The organism is Verrucomicrobiota bacterium (genome assembly GCA_038744685.1).
In the GTDB taxonomy this organism is placed as follows: domain Bacteria; phylum Verrucomicrobiota; class Verrucomicrobiia; order Opitutales; family Puniceicoccaceae; genus Puniceicoccus.
Genome location: JBCDMB010000033.1, coordinates 1 through 16217, shown reverse-complemented (window position 1 = coordinate 16217; position 16217 = coordinate 1). Strand labels below are relative to the sequence as shown.

Here is a 16217-nt window from a genome sequence, read left to right as displayed (position 1 = left end):
TTAGTCTTCGGTAGCCACTTGCCTCAAAAGGGAGACCGGAAGGTAATTCTACATATTTTAGTAGTGAAAAATACGTATACTGTGACCCAAGCACAGAGTAAGCTTCCCGCGCTCCTAAAGGAAGTAAACGAGCGGGGTACAGCTTACGGAATCAGTGTCCGCGAAGATGTGAAAGCCTACCTCGTGAGCAAAGAGCGGATGAAGGCCATTACTGAGACAGTGGAAATTCTCGCCAACCGGGATGCGGCCGCTGCGATTCGTGATTACGAGGCAGGCAAGACCCGTTTTCATCCAATTGACATCTTGGATGAATGAAATCCGTCGAACTGTCTGACCAGGGGGTCGAATATGTTCGCGGTTTACCCCCAGTGCCGAATAAACGGATACGGGCTGCACTAAAATCATTGGCAAAAATAGAAGGTGACCTGATGGACCTCGAACACCCGCTGGATGGATATTGTCGCCTGCGGGTCTACCAATTCAGGATCATTCTGAAAATTCACCAAAAGAAGATCGATTGCATTTTCATTGAGCGCAAAAGCCTTGTTTACGAGGTCTTTGAGGCCAACTACCTGCGTTAGCACAGTTTGGTCTAGCTCCCCGAAAGGGCTTTTGTTAGTCGGGAGGCAATGGATCTTGTCTTCGCAGTCTTACCGATCCTCCTTCTCATCTATTGGATGGCGAAGCCTTCGGCGATGGCCTCTCACAAGGCCCTCCCGCTGGTGGCCTTGATTATGTATCTCGTGCGGATTATCTGGTTTGCGGATAGCCCTAACGAGGTTCATGCGACTGTCGTTCTTGGACTGCTATCAGCCCTCGTGCCGATTAGTATCATCGCTGGCGCGATCTTTCTTTTCAAAACCATGGAGGCGACCGGGGCGATGCCGCGTATTCGCAAATGGTTGAACTCTGTGACGGAGAGCCGGGTCGCCCAGCTCATGATCATTGGCTGGGCGTTTTCCTTCATGATCGAGGGGGCCAGTGGGTTTGGAACGCCGGCCGCGCTAGCCGGGCCGATACTGGTAGGACTTGGGTTCCCGGCTCTGCGGGTTGCGGTTTTCTGTCTGGTGATGAATTCCGTGCCCGTTTCTTTCGGGGCGGTTGGCACGCCGACTTGGTATGGCTTCGCCCCAATCCTCGAGACGCTCGATCCGGATACTCAGGCGCAATTGCTTCGGGAGGTGGGCATTAAGACCGTCTTAATCCATGGGTTCGCCGCTCTGTTCATTCCCCTTTTCGGAATTGTTTTCACTGTTGGTTGGAAGGAAACCCGAGCAAACCTCGTCTACATCTATCTAAGTGTTGCCTCTTGTGTCGTTCCTTACGTGGTCCTCGGGTTTTTTAGCTATGAATTTCCGGCCCTAATCGCCGGAATGATTGGTTCCGGCCTGTCGATCTGGATTGCTTCCAAGGGAATCGGACTCAAAAAGGCCGCCGAATCGGAGGAGGGAGGGACCGCTGAGCGCCCAACCGGACTTCTTAAGGCTTTGTTTCCACTCTGGGGGACGGTTCTTGTCTTGCTGCTGACACGGATTCCGCAACTGGGAATCAAGTCGCTGCTCACCGATTCGGCTGGAGGCTGGTCTCTGACCCTCGGCTCACTCGGATGGTTTGGCCTTAGTCCCTCATTGGTCGTCTCTTTGCAGGAGATTTTCGGCACCGCTGAGGAGTGGTCTTTTCAAATCCTCTACATCCCGTGGCTGATCCCTTTCTTTCTAGTTTCCTTCATCACTTTCCTGCTCTACCGGAGTCCACCTCGGTTGGTTGCTACTACTCTTGTGGATACCGCCAAGATGATGGCTCTGCCCTCCGTAGCCCTGCTGGGAGCGCTCGTTTATGTGCGGCTGGTTATGGCTGGAGGAGCGGATTCGACAGCCTCCATCATCGGTACGAGCCTGGCAGAGAATGTTGGCGAGAATTGGAGATTCCTCGCACCGTACCTGGGCGCTATCGGTTCGTTCTTTTCCGGATCGGCCACGATTTCCAACCTAACCTTCGGGAGTATCCAATACTCGGCCGCCGAGGCTCTAGGCCTTTCGACTTCGACGATTCTCGCTCTCCAATCGGTCGGTGGCGCGATGGGAAATATGATCTGTATCAACAACATCGTGGCGATCTGCGCGATTCTTGGTATCTCGCAATACGAGGGCCGCATCCTAAGGTTTAATGCGATACCGATGTTTTTCTACGGATTGATTGCCATCGCGACGGCAGCCTTTCTTTTCTGAACACCAATTCTCACTATGAAAAAACGCACTTCTAAGAAGATCGCACTGATCGGCACTGGGTTCGTCGGGATGTCTTACGCTTACTCCCTTTTGAATCAAGGCTACGGCAACGAGCTTGTCCTGATCGACGTGAACAAACAAAAGGCCGAAGGTGAGGCGATGGATCTCAACCACGGGCTTCCCTTTGCTCCCGCAAAGTTGAGGATTCACGCGGGCGATTACGGTGACTGTGCGGATGCCGACCTTGTCGTCATCACTGCTGGGGCAGCGCAGAAACCGGGCCAATCCCGCCTCGATCTCCTTCGGGTTAATGCCGAAATCATGAGGATAATCACGGATCAGGTAATCGGTTCGGGGTTTGACGGCATTTTTCTCGTCGCGACAAATCCGGTGGACGTCCTCACTCAGGTCGTCCTTCGCGAATCGGAATGGGATCGAAAGCGAGTGATCGGATCGGGCTGCACTCTCGATACAGCCCGTCTCCGCTACGAGATTGGAAAGAGGCTCAACATCGACAGCCGCGACATCCAAGGCTTCGTCCTTGGAGAGCACGGGGACAGCGAGTTTGTTGCTTGGTCAAGGGTCACGGTTGGCGGAAAGCCAATCGCCGAAGTGATCGAGGAGACGCCCTTGCTGAAGTGGGAAGAAATTGACCATATTTACCGTAGCGTCCGCGATGCGGCTGAGGAGATCATCCGCCGGAAACACGCTACCTACTACGGAATCGGGATGTCTCTTGTCCGCATCACTAAGGCGATCCTGAACGACGAGAACGCGATCCTCCCGATTTCCTCTCTCGTTGTCGATGAGTACCCTGAAGCGAAGGGGGTTTGTATGGGCCTACCCACCCAGGTCCATCGGCAAGGCGTCGACCATATTATCCGTATCAGACTCTCAGAAGACGAAGTCACCCAGCTTGCGACCTCGGCGAACATCCTGCGCGAATCCCTTTCGGCTGTTGGGTTGTGACTGCTGGTTTGAGGATAGTGAGACTAACGGCTCTCAAAAGAAGAGGATGTCTACGAAAGCCGGACCTGATTCTTGAAGCGGTTGAAAGTTTGAGCACGATTCTTCTCCAGACCTCGGTGGTTGTGTCCTTCCATGAACCGTTCGAAGTTTAGGAGCACTTCACCGAAATCTGGCCGGAGACTGTTTTGAAGTGTAATTGATATGACTCATGTAAATGAAGCGATCAAAGACCCGAATCTCGATGTAGGGCCAGTCTATGAAATTCAGACGAAAGCCTTCGGGGTTTTTGATTACCCTTTTCTGACCGAGATGATCACAAAGGGTGGGGGAAAGAGAGTTTTGGATGTTGGGACGGGTGAAGGCTCTTTTCTTATCGGGTTAGCCCGGAGATGTAGCGGTTCGTTTTTTCAAGGGATTGATATCAACGAAAAGCTTATAGAAAAAGGGAAGGCGAACAGTGCTCGTCTTGGTGTCTCGGTCGACTTTTCCTCATTGCAGTTCGGAGTCGACCCTGTCGGATCTGACTTTGATCTAATCTTGGCTCGGTTTGCGTTGGAACATCTGAGAGATGAGGATGGTATGGCCGCATTCTTGAATCAGGCTTACGAGAAACTCGCGGAGAACGGGACTATCGTGATTATTGAATACTACATCAGTGATCTGGATGTTGAGGACGGTATCTGGGGAGAGTTTAGAGCACGGGAGATGGCAACTTACAGGAAAGCAGGAATCCATCCACGGGTCGCCTCGAAGCTACCCAGCCGTCTGAAAGCCGCGAACTTTCGCAATGTTCGGTCTACAATTAACCACATATCGCCCAGTACGGTAGGTGACCGGAATTTCTATTCGTTGGTAATCGAATTTACAAAAATCTACCGTCAGATTTCTCGTGAAACGTGGCCCGAGAAAGTCGTGGATGAGATTCTTAATTGGTGTGAGGCAAGGCAACCTGTCGGAGAGCCGGTCTTTTTCACGACGCATACAGTCGGCGAGAAATTTAATGAGTTGAGTCAAGGGTCCAATATCGATCGCTCAGGACTCAAAACCGCTCTGCCCCGAAAATAGGTTCTCAATTCGCGGGAGGCGCGGCTCCCTTATTCCCTTTGGTTCCGAGATCGACGAAAAGCCCAATTTTCGCGAGGTCTAGTTTTCGGAAGGTTTGCGTCCGATCACCTGTGACGCCATGACCGCACTGATCTGCGAGGAGTCCTCAGTGGATTTCATCCTCGCGACCACGCGATCAATTTCTTCTCCCGTCGCGATACTCAGCTTCGTGAGATCGTCCCTCATTTCATTGGAGAGAAGCATCGCAAGCATTTGCCTCATCTTGGGTTCGTTTTTTACCGGAACGAAGCTGCCAACGTTCTCGATTGAAAATCCGGCTTTTCGCATATCCCGGGCTAGCTGAGTAGATCCGTAGTCCGCATCTCCACCGTTGAGGTCAGCCAATTGTACGAACCACGATGCCATTTTTTCGTACCATTCCACATCACCAAAATTCAAAAAAGCCTGGGCGATTTCCTCTGCAAAAAAGTGTCCGGATGGCTTCAGTGCTCTGTAGACGTTCTGTACGATTTTCTCAGCGTCCTGCAGATAAGAGATGACAAAACGAGTGTGGACTAGATCAAATCCTCCAGGTGCGTAGTGAAAATCCTGTGCGCTGGCATGGTGAAAGGAAATGTTCGCAATCCCCAATTTTTCCGCCGTGCGTTTTCCGTAATCAACCATGTCACTCGCTACGTCGAAAGCGGTGACGTGGCCCTCTGGAACGATCTCTCTCGCCATGTAGAGAGCAGTAGCTCCGATACCGCAGCCAATTTCGAGAACTTGTGACGTTGCTTGAAGATTGAGCCATGAAAAGACCTGCTCCGTCCCCGGTTGATAGACCTCGTTGAAGAGCTGATAGCGAAATAGTGAGTCTTCCTTTTGACCGAGAAAGTAGTGTGCGTTCGGTATATGTGAACTCATGGTCTGCGGTTAAACAAACGGGTAGTGCGTGACGAAATGCAGTAGTGATCGGTAGTCAACCCCCGAGCTAGTGCGTACGGTTGCTGGTGAGTCTCGCGCAGTTTGTCTTGGAAGCAACGCTGGGTAATCTTGAGCTTGAACGGTGCTGCGGTGGATTCACCATGCGACTCTCCAAGCAGGGATGCGATCGAACTGTCTTGAGACGCCACTACCTCGGTTCCGAACTGAAGAGCCCCACCTTTGGTCGGGTTTTTCTGATGATCTGTAGACGTCCCCCCAAAGACGGCATGGTTTTTGCAATTTTTGGCGAACAAACCGTTGAGAGCGGCTCGCACACGATTACCGAGCCGGTGCTCCCAGTTTGCGAATGAGTTCCGCATGGGGGATGGATTCAAAGTCGGAGGCGAGCTGGTCCGCAAATTGTTGACGGTCGGGATTATCCTGCTGGTCCTTCTGGTAGGAAATGTCGTGGTAAAACTCTCGGCCCAGTTCTCCGATTGCTTCCTCTGCTTCTTGGGCTAGCTCCACTCTGCTGTCGCGCCCGAGGCGGTTCTTCAACGCTACCGATTGATTTCGGATATCCCGGTCGGCGGGAAAATCGGAAAGGAATTCTGCCCAGTAGTAGGCCTCCCATGGCTGATCTTTTTCCAGGGACTGGGTCATGTTCCATGCGGCCTTGGCAAAACGGTCCCGCAACTCTTTCGCCACCGGCTCCCTCGAATCTTTCAGGGCTTCCCCCAGCACACGGGCCATGGCCTCTTGGATCAATGGAGCCGATGCCCAGACATGATTCCCCGGAAAAAATCGCAAGCGGAAGTGTTCAGGGAAATCTTCATGGCTATTGTAGGCACCGGTTCGGTTGAAACAGTTGGAGCCGATCAGACTGTAGACATAGGTTGAGCGGCGGAGCTTCGCATCGCGGAATTTTCCAGATTCGGGATAGATGCCACTGCCTGAGCCACAGGCGATCACGCCTTTGATGTTTGGATTGTCCTCCGCCAAGCTGTAGGCCATCCGTGAGCCGCCAGAGAAGCCACTGGAAAAAGAGAGTTCTTCCGCAACTGGCAAACGTTCATAGACATCCTCCACCATAGCTTTCATAGCTTCATGGGAATTGGCGAAACCGTTTCTAGATTCCACGGACAGTGCGAGGATGAACCCCAACGTCTCCGCACCTTCGATGTAACGTTTGAGCGAGCCGCCGCCGCTGCCTCCTCCTGGCGCCATGACGAAAAGAACCGGCCACTTACGCGCGTCATGAAAATCCTTAGGCAGATAGAGATGATAGCTCCATTGGGAATCGCTTTCGCAACGGTTCTTCGGACTGATCTTTCCGGGTTGAGCATCGATCCCGGCAATCGTTGTCTGGCCCCTTTCTTCAGGTAGAGTAGCGACGTAGTGGCGATCTTGCGCCGAGAGCTGGTCGAGCTGGACTGTTAGGACGCTTCCGTCTTCCCTTTCAAGAGTTACAGAGCCGCTATCATGGTGGATCAACCGGGCGTTGAGAGTGCTCCCAACCGTGCTGGTCCAAGTCCGGATTTCATGGTCAGCTGCCTGTGAAATAGAGAGAAAGAACAGGCAAGAAGCCACAGTTTTTAAGAATCTTTTCACTGTTCGATAAAACCGAGACGATAGTCAAAAAACACTTGGTGATTCAATCTGGCATTTTGGGCAGCAGGATCGTCAGCGGTTTCGTTACTTGCTCTCTATTGCAAAAAAACAGGACAGCTTCGGGAAACTGTCGCTTTACGAACCGGAAAAGTAATCTTCTATTTTCATCCACTTCTCCCAAATTTGAGCGCGCACAGTTGACCTCCATTTGGTGACCGATGAGCAACGGGTTGGTCTGTCCCAAGTCAGGAGATGTCCCGCAAGCAGTCGGTTGTAGGCAATGATGGATAGCCTGTCATCTTCGGGAGCAATTACTTCTTAAGCAGTGCTGAAAACTCTCATCTTTATTTCTAACGCTGTAGGTGCACCAGGCGAGGCTCCGAGCAGATCTGTGATCGAGCCTCCGCTTTGACCTTGCTTAGCAGGATTCGGTCTTTTCTTGTCCGTTAGGAAAAGTGTAATTATGGGCCGGGTTTCAGTTCACTCCTTCTTTTCGGTAATTCATCATGGGAGAAATCGCTAGTTTTCTGGAATTCAAACCTCAAACGGGATTGCTGGCGGACTTTTCGGCAGAATCGTTTGGTTGTCGTCTCTACGCGGTTTGTGGCGGGCAGCTTTGTCTGTCCAGCGAAGGCACCCATTACGGCTTTGTGCAGGACGGAGAAACGGTTTTGTGCACGGATGCTGGTGAGTTTTCGCTACGCGCTGGTATGTATTTTTCCCTTCCTGCAAGTGGTGTTGTTGAGAGCTCTGGCTTGGTGATGATCAGCACGCGATTGGACTGGCGGGGATTTTTTTCCATCGGAGGTCCAATTGAGCAAAGCGGACGCCTTCGTTACATCGACGGTTGTGCCGACTCATTGTTGATTGGTCCTCCGGTCAAAGGGGATCCTTGCTTGAACCTTCTACACATTCCGCCCGGGATTGATCAGACGCAACACACCCACCCAACCCTTCGTTCCGGAGTGATCGTGAGTGGAGGTGGACATTGCGTCACAACGGAGGGAAGCGTTCCGCTGGAACGGGGCAAACTCTTTGCGATTCGGCCTAACGGAAGACACAGCTTTCATACAATGGATCAGGAACTTCTGGTAATTGCCTTCCACCCTGACAGCGATTGTGGTCCTTCGCATGATGATCATCCGATGATCAACCGTACCATAGTCGAAGGACAATCGGCCAGAAATAAACCTGAGATTGCGACGACTGAACTTCCGGAGGTGACTCGATGAAGTGCCCTCAATGCGGGTATCAGCAAAGTTACAGATCCGTGGGGATGGTCTGCCGGAAGTGTTCCTACCAGTTTGTCCTAAATCCCAAGATAAGCGCCCTCGCCGATGGCAAAATGAAGCTACTGATCCATCGTGCCAGCTACGGAGGAACCAAGCATTACACGAGAGACATGCTCTTCTCTGAATGGTTGCGTCGCGAAGTAACAACACTTGAAGACAAATTTATTCCTTGTGTTGTTTTCGGTCTGGTCGGTGCCGTGGTCCTCTCGATCTTTTTTTCAGATGCGATTCCGTCTGACATGAGGATCTTAGTCGGAATCGGTATTCTAGGTGCCGTTTTTGCTTTGTCCTACTGGGTTCTATCCCTAAGGCGCCCGAACAGGAAGAAAGTAGACCTTTCGGATGCTCTGGATAAGTGGATTGATGCAGGCCGAGGTAACGAGCTACTTCTTGATAAGCCGTCTCTCCATTCTTTACCGCCCGACTGGCCAGAGCCCGATATCTATGATTATGGCGCGGAGAAGATTCTCATAGTGAACCGGGATATCCTGGTCGACCTTTTCGTTATGAATAGCTTTCATGCAGAAGGTTCTGCATTGGTAGTTTCATCTAGCGGTTACCCAGGCTACATTGCGCATCAAGCGGAACGATTAGTGATCGAGAATCCCGAAATTCCAGTTCTCTTTTTACATGATGCGAACTGGTCGTTCGAAAGAATGAAGTCTGAGTCTACGGATTCTATGCCCTTTCTCGCGGGAGCCACTCAAATGGTGGATGTCGGTATCGGCCCCGAAACATTACTCATGCTTCCGGGTATAAAGAAGGCGGTTTCGCGTGAGGTAGCTGCAGTTGCTTCCGTGGATATGATTCCATACATGGCCCTCGTCTACGGAGTCAATTTGTCAGCGGAGCAAGGCCTCCCATTGGAGACGATTATCGCAAATCCCAAAAAATATAATGAAAGTTCTTTGGAAACATCGTTCGGGTAAGGTCTTGATCTGTAGTGTTCTCTTTGTCTTTTCGTTTGGGGCGACGGGCTGCGACTTGGAATTGACCGACGATCACTCCCTTTTTTTAGCCTCTCGCGAGTTGGTTATGGAGGGCCGATTCGCTGAGGCGAAGAAGGGCTTTGTAGAATACTTATCCGCGCAACCAACTGGTAAATTCGCCAGTCGGGCTAGTTTTTTTGTTGCGAAGTGTGACCTCGGACTGGGTGATTTGCCAGCAGCAAGGATCGCCTTTGAGAACTGTCGGGAACTCTACCCAAATACCAATGAGGCTGAGAAGTCTTCTTACAAACTAGCCTTTATCGATCTTCTCGAAGGGAACGAGAATAGAGCCTTAGAGATTCTTAGGGATCTGGCGGCTAATCCCCGCGGCACTCTCTCTCCTGAAGCTGCTGCTTTGGCGGGCTTCCTTGAATCGAAGGCCGGAGATCAGTAGTGCCAGCGCTGTTTGGATGTGCTGGGCCTGGCGCGAGCGTGGCTATTGATCCAATGGGCACGAATCTAATCCATCGTGGTGTAGAGCAGAAAGTGGTTTCTCTTCCCATGATGAGCGTCGGTTTGCGGTTCAGTCGTGAACCGGAGTACTCTCTGCATGTAGAAAGAGAGGACATTTGTGTCGTTTGCGGATCGATTTTTGAACATCCTTTTGATCGAGGGTCCAATTTGGCTAGTGAACTTCTCCATGGTTTTCGGAAAGAAGGAGCGGGCATCTTCTCCGACTGTCACGGTCAATTCTCTGCGGCGGTTTTCCTCTCCGGAAGGTTGGTATTGGTGCGTGATTCAGCCGGAAATTCTCCAATAGCTTACGCAGTTGCTGGTGGTAAGGTTTATTTTGCTACCGAGCCCAAAGCAGTGATTGTTTCTGCAGGGATTGATCGCCGGCTTCGACCTGACGCTTTGGCTCAGTATCTCAGCTTAAGTTATATTCCGGCACCACGCACAGCTTTGGAAAAGATGAACCAGGTGGTGGCAGGGTCGTGTGTGGAATTCACCTTCAACGACGGCGGAGTCGTAGAGTCGTGCCAGTCATTTTTCGACTTTGAGAGATATGAACATCCCTACGATACTGCTTTTGAACCCGAGACGGATGCCCGTGCAGCAGGGTGGGTGAGGAGAACTCAGGATCTTGTGCACCAGGCCATCGTTGATAGACTTCCTCCAAAAGGCCAGGTAGCGAGTTTTCTCTCGGGCGGTCTGGACTCTAGTATCGTAACCGCTGAACTGGCGAGACTCTGTCCCGAGAGGCTGACGGTCTACGCGATCCACTTTGGCGAAAATTACCCGAATGAGCTCGAATTTGCCCGTGAGGTGGCAAAACGAATTGATGTGAATCTCGAAGAGGTCGAGATGGATCCCAAGATGATGGCAGCTGAACTCCCCCGCGTGATCCGCCATCTGGATGAGCCTATTGGTGATCCGATCACTGCTCCTAACTTTTTGATTTCACAACTGGCTTCAGAGTTTAGTGACTATGCCTTTAACGGAGAGGGAGGCGATCCCCTGTTTGGTGGGCCGAAGACTATTCCGATGCTCTTGCAGCATTGGTATAGTGTTCCCTCTGATGCGAGGAATCGGGAACGTTGGTACCTCGAGTCTTATCGAAGAGCCTACGAAGAGGTTTTCCGTCTCATGGATTTGGATTTCGCGAGTTGCATTGAACCGGTAAGGGATCTTGAGGGGCTCTTCAGACCGTTCTTCGAACAAGAGCCACCAAGGCTCTTTCTGAACAAGCTCATGTCGATCAACATCCGAATGAAGGGTGCAAACCTTATTCTCCCGAAGGTTGACCGAATGTATGGTGCCCATGGGCTGCAGGCCTGCAATCCGCTTTTTGATTCGCGTTTAATCGAGCTTAGCTTTGCCATGCCGGGACGGATGAAGTTTCACCGTGGGATCGAGAAATGGGTTCTGAAGGAAGCCTATCGTGGATGGTTACCAAAGAGTGTAATTGATCGGCCAAAGAGTGGAATGAGGGTGCCGGTTCACTTTTGGTTCGAGAAGGAGCTCAAGCGCCTGTCTAGGCGTATTCTCGACAAAGATGTGCTCAAGAAGTCAGGTATTTGGAACTACGCACGAGTTAAACAACTGCTCGACTACAACATTGAGGAGGGCCATGGGCGCTATGGCTTGCGCCTGTGGATGCTAATCACCTTCGAACTGTGGCGCCGACTAGTAATTAACAGGGAGGAGTTTTAAAGCAATTTCCTCCCTCACCCCGTCTGGTATTAAACGGTCTGTCTTGGACGAGGTTGCGGAGCAATTTCCTTTTCAACTTGGTCCTCGAAGTCGTCATCGGTAGAAAGTTTCAGTAGCTGGTCACTCCGTTTTCGTAGCTTGGAGTAGAGTTCAGCATCTCTGTCCAGATCCTTCTCGTAGGAAGGAATGATGGCTTGAAGACGTTCTTTCCAGCTGCCCGAGTCCATCTCCTCTTTGAAGCAACGTTCGATAACCTCGAGCATGATCCCGACTGCGGTGGAGGCACCGGGTGATGCTCCGAGGAGGGCTGCGATCGAACCGTCAGCAGAGGCGACTACCTCGGTGCCAAACTGGAGGACCCCACCTTTCTTCGGATCTTTCTTTATGATCTGCACACGTTGCCCCGCAGTCGCTAGTTTCCAATCGGATTCCCGTGCGTCGGGAAAGAATTCTCTGACGGCCTCCATTTGTTTCCGTTTGGACTGGAGGACCTGTTTGATCAGGTAAATCGTCAGGCCGACATTGTCCTTCCCGGCGGCCAACATGGGGAGCAGGTTATTCGGCTTGATCGACTTCAACAGGTCGAGGTGCGAGCCGGATTTGAGGAACTTTGGAGAGAATCCAGCAAATGGCCCAAAGAGTAAACAACGCTTCCCATCGATATAACGGGTGTCGAGGTGTGGGACCGACATCGGCGGAGCTCCAACGGCGGCTTTGCCGTATATTTTCGCCTCATGTCGGTCGACTATGTCTTGCTTCGAGCAGATCAACCACTGTCCGCTGACGGGAAACCCACCGAAGCCTTTGGCTTCGTCGATCCCCGATTTCTGAAGAAGCGGAAGCGCCCCCCCTCCGGCGCCGAGGAAAACGAACTTCGCCTCGCATTCAACCGTCGAGCGATCCACTCGGTTCTTTGCACGCAAATGCCATTTTTCTCCCACACGATTGACTGCAGTAACCGAGTGTTTGAAAGAAACACTTACACCGGGCTGCGACTCGAGGTGCGCCACGAGTTCCCGAGTGAGCTTTCCAAAGTTGACATCCGTGCCGCCTCGGACTCGCGTCAGTGCAAATTCCTGCTTCCTGTCACGACCCTCGGTCAGTAGTGGTGCCCATTCCTGCGCTTTTTCCCAATCTTCGGTGATCTCCATATCGGAGAAAAAGTGGTGGCCCCTCATATTCTCGAAGCGGCGCTTGAGGTAGTAAGTGTTTTTACCCCATACGAAACTCATGTGAGGAACTGCCGTTATGAAAGACTCGGGATCACGGAGAACCTTGGATTCGACAAGATGTGCCCAGAATTGCTTCGTGGTCTCAAAGTCCTCGAAGATTCTCTTGGCCTTGGAAACGTCCACGTCACCGTCTGCACCTGCCGGAGTGTAATTGAGCTCGCATAGACCTGCGTGTCCCGTTCCGGCGTTGTTCATCGCGTTTGAACTCTCAAGACCAGCACGATTATGGGACTCGTAAATGATAATGCGCAGGCTCGGGTCGATCTGACGGAGCATAGTTGCAAGGGTAGCGCTCATGATGCCAGCCCCGACAATGGCAATATCTGTTTCAATTGGTTCACTCATGGGTGGACGGATTGGTTCTTCCGAAAACAGAGCAGCCCAATTGCCACTTATGCAGATTTCAAGGATGGCTTATGCATCGATGGGGAATTGTAAGGAAATTAATCGGTAAAATTAGTGCTTCTTATCCGGAATTTTCTTTGGGCGACTCTCGGTGTGAGAAGAGTGAAATGTTTTGGAAAAGGAACCGTGCGGCCGGTTTCGTGAATTCCAGGTAATAGCATGAGGAGCATTTTTGATTCGGATACCTCAGCGTGTCGTATTGCCTCGCGGTGGGGGTTTGTGCTGAAGTCCGAGGTGATGATTTCGCTATCTTGTTTTGTCGTTGATTGGTTCGCAGAATGAAACTGGGAGTGATCAATGTATCGGATCGTGCGAGTGCGGGAGTCTATGAAGATTTGCCGGGCAAGGCTGCAGTCGCCTCCTTGAAGGAGTGGATCACAACGCCTTTTGAAACAGTCTATGCCGTGATCCCTGACGAACAGGCGGAAATCGAAGCTCAGCTTCTGAGGTTTGCGGACGAGGAAGGCTGTGCGTTGATCCTAACCACCGGAGGAACAGGTCCGGCGGTTCGTGATGTGACCCCGGAGGCCACTGAAGCGGTGTGCCAGAAAATCCTCCCCGGATTCGGTGAACTCATGCGGGCTACCTCTCTCGCCTACGTGCCAACGGCGATCCTCTCCAGACAAACCGCAGGTATCCGTGGCAAGAGTCTGATCGTCAACCTACCGGGCAAGCCAAAGGCGATCCGGGAGTGTTTGGAGGCTGTTTTCCCTGCGATACCTTACTGTATTGACCTGATTGAAGGACCGTTCATTGAGGTCGATTCCAGTAAGATAGAGATCTTCCGGCCTTAGGATACGGATTCCGCAGAATCCTGTGCGAGACTGCTCTCAGATCACCCTGCGGTGCTGATCGACTCGTCTCTTCTCGCGGACCTGGGCAAATGTGATGAGGGCCAGAAGAGCGAAATAGAAGAAGAGAACTATGTTCATCGACTGAACTATTTTATAGAGACCATGAGCGTAGATTTCGAGTGAACTCAGAATCTCCGGCACATTGGAAGAAGTGAAGTAGCTGTAGCCGTTTCCAAAACTGGGTGACCAGAGCGCAAAAACCTGCCCGCCTATGGCGACAAGCCCTGTAGCCATGCCACCCACTGCAATAGCGCCTGCGGCAAAGCCCCCGCAAGCGAGGACGGCAAGAGCAAGGCCTCCCCAGCCAAACAACCCTAGAGCCAGACCTCCGATACTGATCAAACCGACAGAGAAAGCGCCGAACGAGACCACGCCCACGGCAACGCCGCCAGCCGCGAATACACCGACTGCTCGGGGACCGATTGCGATGAAACCACGAGCGATGCCCTCCGAACGAATGTCGATCAGCGGGAAGCGTGGCCGAAGCTTGTGGCCGACCGTCTTTGCGTCGCCGTTTGCCATGATCGCCTCGTAGATTGCGTCCTCTCGACTTTCACCATTCTCCACTCGTGCCTCGATTCCGGTCTCGAGGTGATCCTTGAGTTCGTCGCGTAGGCTCTCTGATTCCTTTGCCGATCGATTCGCATAAAGCACGACCTGATCGAGATAGTTGTTGAGAATTTTGCTCATAGCTTTGTTTGTGAGTTGGGAATCAGGCTGGTTGCGGTTGGGCGGAATTGTCGCCAAGGATGGAACTCATGACTTTGGTCAAGGCCGCCCACTCCTCGCGGTTGGCGGCAAAGGCTCTTTCGCCGCTTGTGGTCAGGCTGTAGTACTTTCGCTGCCGACCCGTCTCGCCCGCTTTCCACTCTGGCTTGATCAACTTGCGTTCCTCGAGGCGGTGGAGAACCGGATAGACTGTCCCTTCGCCCATCTTGAGATGGTGAGGGGCGAGATCGTTCAGCTCCTGGACGATCTTATACCCGTAGCTCGGTCCCTTCTCCAGAATCGCCATGAGTAGGGTTTCGACATTGCCGTCGAGGGCCTTCTTGCTGAGTCTCTTCATACCTTTTTCTGTCAAGTATCAAACGAGTGATACTTTATGGTGTCAAGTAATAAGGCACCCAAATTACGTTGACGCATCAATCAGATGAGGAGTCGGGTCTGGTGTTGGAGTCCGGCCGGTGGGCTTTACCCGATTCGAAGACTCAGGAGAACATTTCTTGAATGATCTTCACGTAGCCAATTGCGATTGAAACGGAAATCAGGTTCCCCAGTAGATAGTAGTCGTTGAATGTCTTTTCGTCGTTGTCCGCGTCGTCCCGTTTGAGTCTGGTCCCCAGTTTGAGAGCACCGAAGAGGGTGAGTGCGTGTGGGTATCCATTCAGAAGGCAGATAACGAGAAAACCTCGTTCAATCACTCCCTTGATGATGGAGCGAAGATCGAACCCGATCCTTTTGTAAACCCACCGAGCGAGGAGGGTGTAGCCGTATGCGATCAATATCTCGGCGACCAAAAGGCCTGCGATGAGGAGGAAAAGACTCATTTTCGTTGGACGAGGTGGTTGATCAGCGACTTTATCGCAAAGTATTCCTCGGTCATGAGTGTTTTACTTCGCTTGTAAATTTGTGAGCGGGTCTTTTCGAGGCGATCTGCAACCGCTTTGTAGTCTCGGTATGCGAGAAACTCAGTAATCAGCCCGTAGTCCTTGTCGACTCTCCACTTGTCAATGATTGCTTGGAAGACGAAGAACGCGTCAGTCAACGAACGCTGTATCTCCGCCTCTCTCAGGTTGATGTGAAATCTGCGTCCTCCTCGTTTGGATGCGTTCAGTAACTCTCTAGCCTCCGTCAGTCCACTACCCAACATTTCGTAAGCAACTTTCCTGTTGATGGGCGTATCTATTTCTCCTTGAGATAAGACGTAGCGAAGTTTGAACGTCTGTTTCTTCCGAATGATTGTTTCCTCGATCTGAAAGATTGCTTGGACAGCTTCCGCGAGGCTATGGGGCACCGATTGAAACTCATCGCCTAGAGTGATCGTGAGCGGTGACAGAAAAGCATTCGGAATTTCGCGGTTTGTCTCCTGAACAACGGCCTTCAAGCCGGCCATCAAACTACTCTGGTCCTGCTTCGAACTTTTGATGACATCCGCCATCAGGATCGTTCTCAGTTTGTGCATTGTGGTTCCTTCTTAGGGAGAAACACAAAATATGTCAATAAAACTGATACAAAATAGCTTATATCAACAAAACTGAAACAATATCTTCTATGTCATGATTCAGAATGATTCAGAGATTCGAAGGATAACACTCACCCCACCAATGACCAAAGATACCGAGCACTTTCCTTGTCGAGTTGATCGAGTGGGGGGAAGCGGTAGAGGTCGCCGAAGACGTCTTCGACGAGGTAGCTTCCGTCCTCCAAGTTGCGCGGCCAAGAGTCCAGAGCCGTCTGAAAGACTCGGTCGCCAGACTCGGTCTTGACTTTCCAAGTGCGCAATTCGAAGTCCGGT

Annotated in this window: 19 protein-coding genes; 10 read left to right on the top strand and 9 right to left on the bottom strand. The window is 51.7% G+C overall.

The features are described from left to right. The first annotated feature begins 81 nt into the window (after nucleotides 1–81). From AAGJ81_14225 to AAGJ81_14205, 5 genes are all read left to right on the top strand, one after another. Entirely contained in the window at nucleotides 82–315 is a 234-nt protein-coding gene (locus tag AAGJ81_14225) for a prevent-host-death protein (GenBank protein MEM0967299.1), read from the top strand. After that, nucleotides 312–581, top strand: a complete 270-nt coding sequence (locus AAGJ81_14220; protein MEM0967298.1) for a hypothetical protein — start codon at nucleotides 312–314, stop codon at nucleotides 579–581. The genes AAGJ81_14225 and AAGJ81_14220 overlap by 4 nt, the downstream gene beginning before the upstream one ends. A gap of 48 nt (nucleotides 582–629) precedes the next feature. Further along, the gene (locus AAGJ81_14215) at nucleotides 630–2228 is read left to right on the top strand and encodes an L-lactate permease (GenBank protein MEM0967297.1); all 1599 of its coding nucleotides are present in this window, start codon (nucleotides 630–632) and stop codon (nucleotides 2226–2228) included. A 15-nt stretch (nucleotides 2229–2243) separates the two neighbouring features. Further along, entirely contained in the window at nucleotides 2244–3197 is a 954-nt protein-coding gene (locus tag AAGJ81_14210; GenBank protein ID MEM0967296.1) for an L-lactate dehydrogenase, read from the top strand. A 201-nt stretch (nucleotides 3198–3398) separates the two neighbouring features. Beyond that, on the top strand, nucleotides 3399–4262 hold the full coding sequence (locus AAGJ81_14205; GenBank protein ID MEM0967295.1) for a class I SAM-dependent methyltransferase: 864 nt from the start codon (nucleotides 3399–3401) through the stop codon (nucleotides 4260–4262). Between the two features lie 78 nt (nucleotides 4263–4340). On the opposite strand, the gene AAGJ81_14200 is transcribed toward AAGJ81_14205, so the two are convergent. From AAGJ81_14200 to AAGJ81_14190, 3 genes are read right to left on the bottom strand one after another with little or no spacing between them, the layout of a single operon-like run. Beyond that, nucleotides 4341–5165, bottom strand: a complete 825-nt coding sequence (locus tag AAGJ81_14200) for a methyltransferase domain-containing protein (protein ID MEM0967294.1) — start codon at nucleotides 5163–5165, stop codon at nucleotides 4341–4343. Then, the gene (locus tag AAGJ81_14195) at nucleotides 5162–5545 is read right to left on the bottom strand and encodes a malate:quinone oxidoreductase (GenBank protein MEM0967293.1); all 384 of its coding nucleotides are present in this window, start codon (nucleotides 5543–5545) and stop codon (nucleotides 5162–5164) included. Before AAGJ81_14195 ends, AAGJ81_14200 begins: the two co-directional genes overlap by 4 nt. Further along, nucleotides 5505–6776: an SHD1 domain-containing protein gene (locus AAGJ81_14190; GenBank protein ID MEM0967292.1), complete on the bottom strand. Its 1272-nt coding sequence runs from the start codon at nucleotides 6774–6776 to the stop codon at nucleotides 5505–5507. Before AAGJ81_14190 ends, AAGJ81_14195 begins: the two co-directional genes overlap by 41 nt. A 506-nt stretch (nucleotides 6777–7282) precedes the next feature. On the opposite strand from AAGJ81_14190, the gene AAGJ81_14185 reads away from it, so the two are divergent. The 4 genes from AAGJ81_14185 (at nucleotide 7283) to AAGJ81_14170 (ending at nucleotide 11211) form a co-directional block, all read left to right on the top strand. After that, nucleotides 7283–8008 carry a cupin domain-containing protein gene (locus AAGJ81_14185; GenBank protein MEM0967291.1) on the top strand — a complete coding sequence of 242 codons (726 nt, stop codon included), beginning with the start codon at nucleotides 7283–7285 and terminating at the stop codon, nucleotides 8006–8008. Between the two features lie 113 nt (nucleotides 8009–8121). Continuing rightward, entirely contained in the window at nucleotides 8122–8997 is an 876-nt protein-coding gene (locus AAGJ81_14180) for a hypothetical protein (protein ID MEM0967290.1), read from the top strand. After that, entirely contained in the window at nucleotides 8966–9451 is a 486-nt protein-coding gene (locus AAGJ81_14175) for a hypothetical protein (protein MEM0967289.1), read from the top strand. Before AAGJ81_14180 ends, AAGJ81_14175 begins: the two co-directional genes overlap by 32 nt. Nucleotides 9452–9489: 38 nt before the next feature. Next, entirely contained in the window at nucleotides 9490–11211 is a 1722-nt protein-coding gene (locus tag AAGJ81_14170) for an asparagine synthase-related protein (GenBank protein MEM0967288.1), read from the top strand. Between the two features lie 29 nt (nucleotides 11212–11240). Here AAGJ81_14170 and mqo read toward each other — a convergent pair whose 3' ends face one another. Further along, nucleotides 11241–12788, bottom strand: coding sequence for a malate dehydrogenase (quinone) (gene mqo / locus AAGJ81_14165; protein ID MEM0967287.1), 1548 nt, complete (start codon nucleotides 12786–12788; stop codon nucleotides 11241–11243). Nucleotides 12789–13126: 338 nt separating this feature from the next. On the opposite strand from mqo, the gene mog reads away from it, so the two are divergent. Beyond that, nucleotides 13127–13642 (top strand): molybdopterin adenylyltransferase, encoded by a 516-nt coding sequence (gene mog / locus AAGJ81_14160; protein MEM0967286.1) that lies wholly within the window; start codon nucleotides 13127–13129, stop codon nucleotides 13640–13642. Nucleotides 13643–13678: 36 nt separating this feature from the next. On the opposite strand, the gene AAGJ81_14155 is transcribed toward mog, so the two are convergent. From AAGJ81_14155 to AAGJ81_14135, 5 genes are all read right to left on the bottom strand, one after another. Further along, the gene (locus AAGJ81_14155) at nucleotides 13679–14392 is read right to left on the bottom strand and encodes a permease prefix domain 1-containing protein (GenBank protein MEM0967285.1); all 714 of its coding nucleotides are present in this window, start codon (nucleotides 14390–14392) and stop codon (nucleotides 13679–13681) included. 22 nt (nucleotides 14393–14414) lie between these two features. Then, a complete protein-coding gene (locus AAGJ81_14150) occupies nucleotides 14415–14768 on the bottom strand; it encodes a helix-turn-helix transcriptional regulator (protein MEM0967284.1) in 354 nt (117 codons plus the stop codon). 142 nt (nucleotides 14769–14910) lie between these two features. Beyond that, nucleotides 14911–15249, bottom strand: coding sequence for a hypothetical protein (locus AAGJ81_14145; protein MEM0967283.1), 339 nt, complete (start codon nucleotides 15247–15249; stop codon nucleotides 14911–14913). After that, on the bottom strand, nucleotides 15246–15884 hold the full coding sequence (locus AAGJ81_14140; GenBank protein ID MEM0967282.1) for a SatD family protein: 639 nt from the start codon (nucleotides 15882–15884) through the stop codon (nucleotides 15246–15248). The genes AAGJ81_14145 and AAGJ81_14140 overlap by 4 nt, the downstream gene beginning before the upstream one ends. A gap of 131 nt (nucleotides 15885–16015) precedes the next feature. After that, a partial coding sequence (locus tag AAGJ81_14135) for a DUF1854 domain-containing protein (GenBank protein MEM0967281.1) occupies nucleotides 16016–16217 on the bottom strand: 202 nt, incomplete at its 5' end.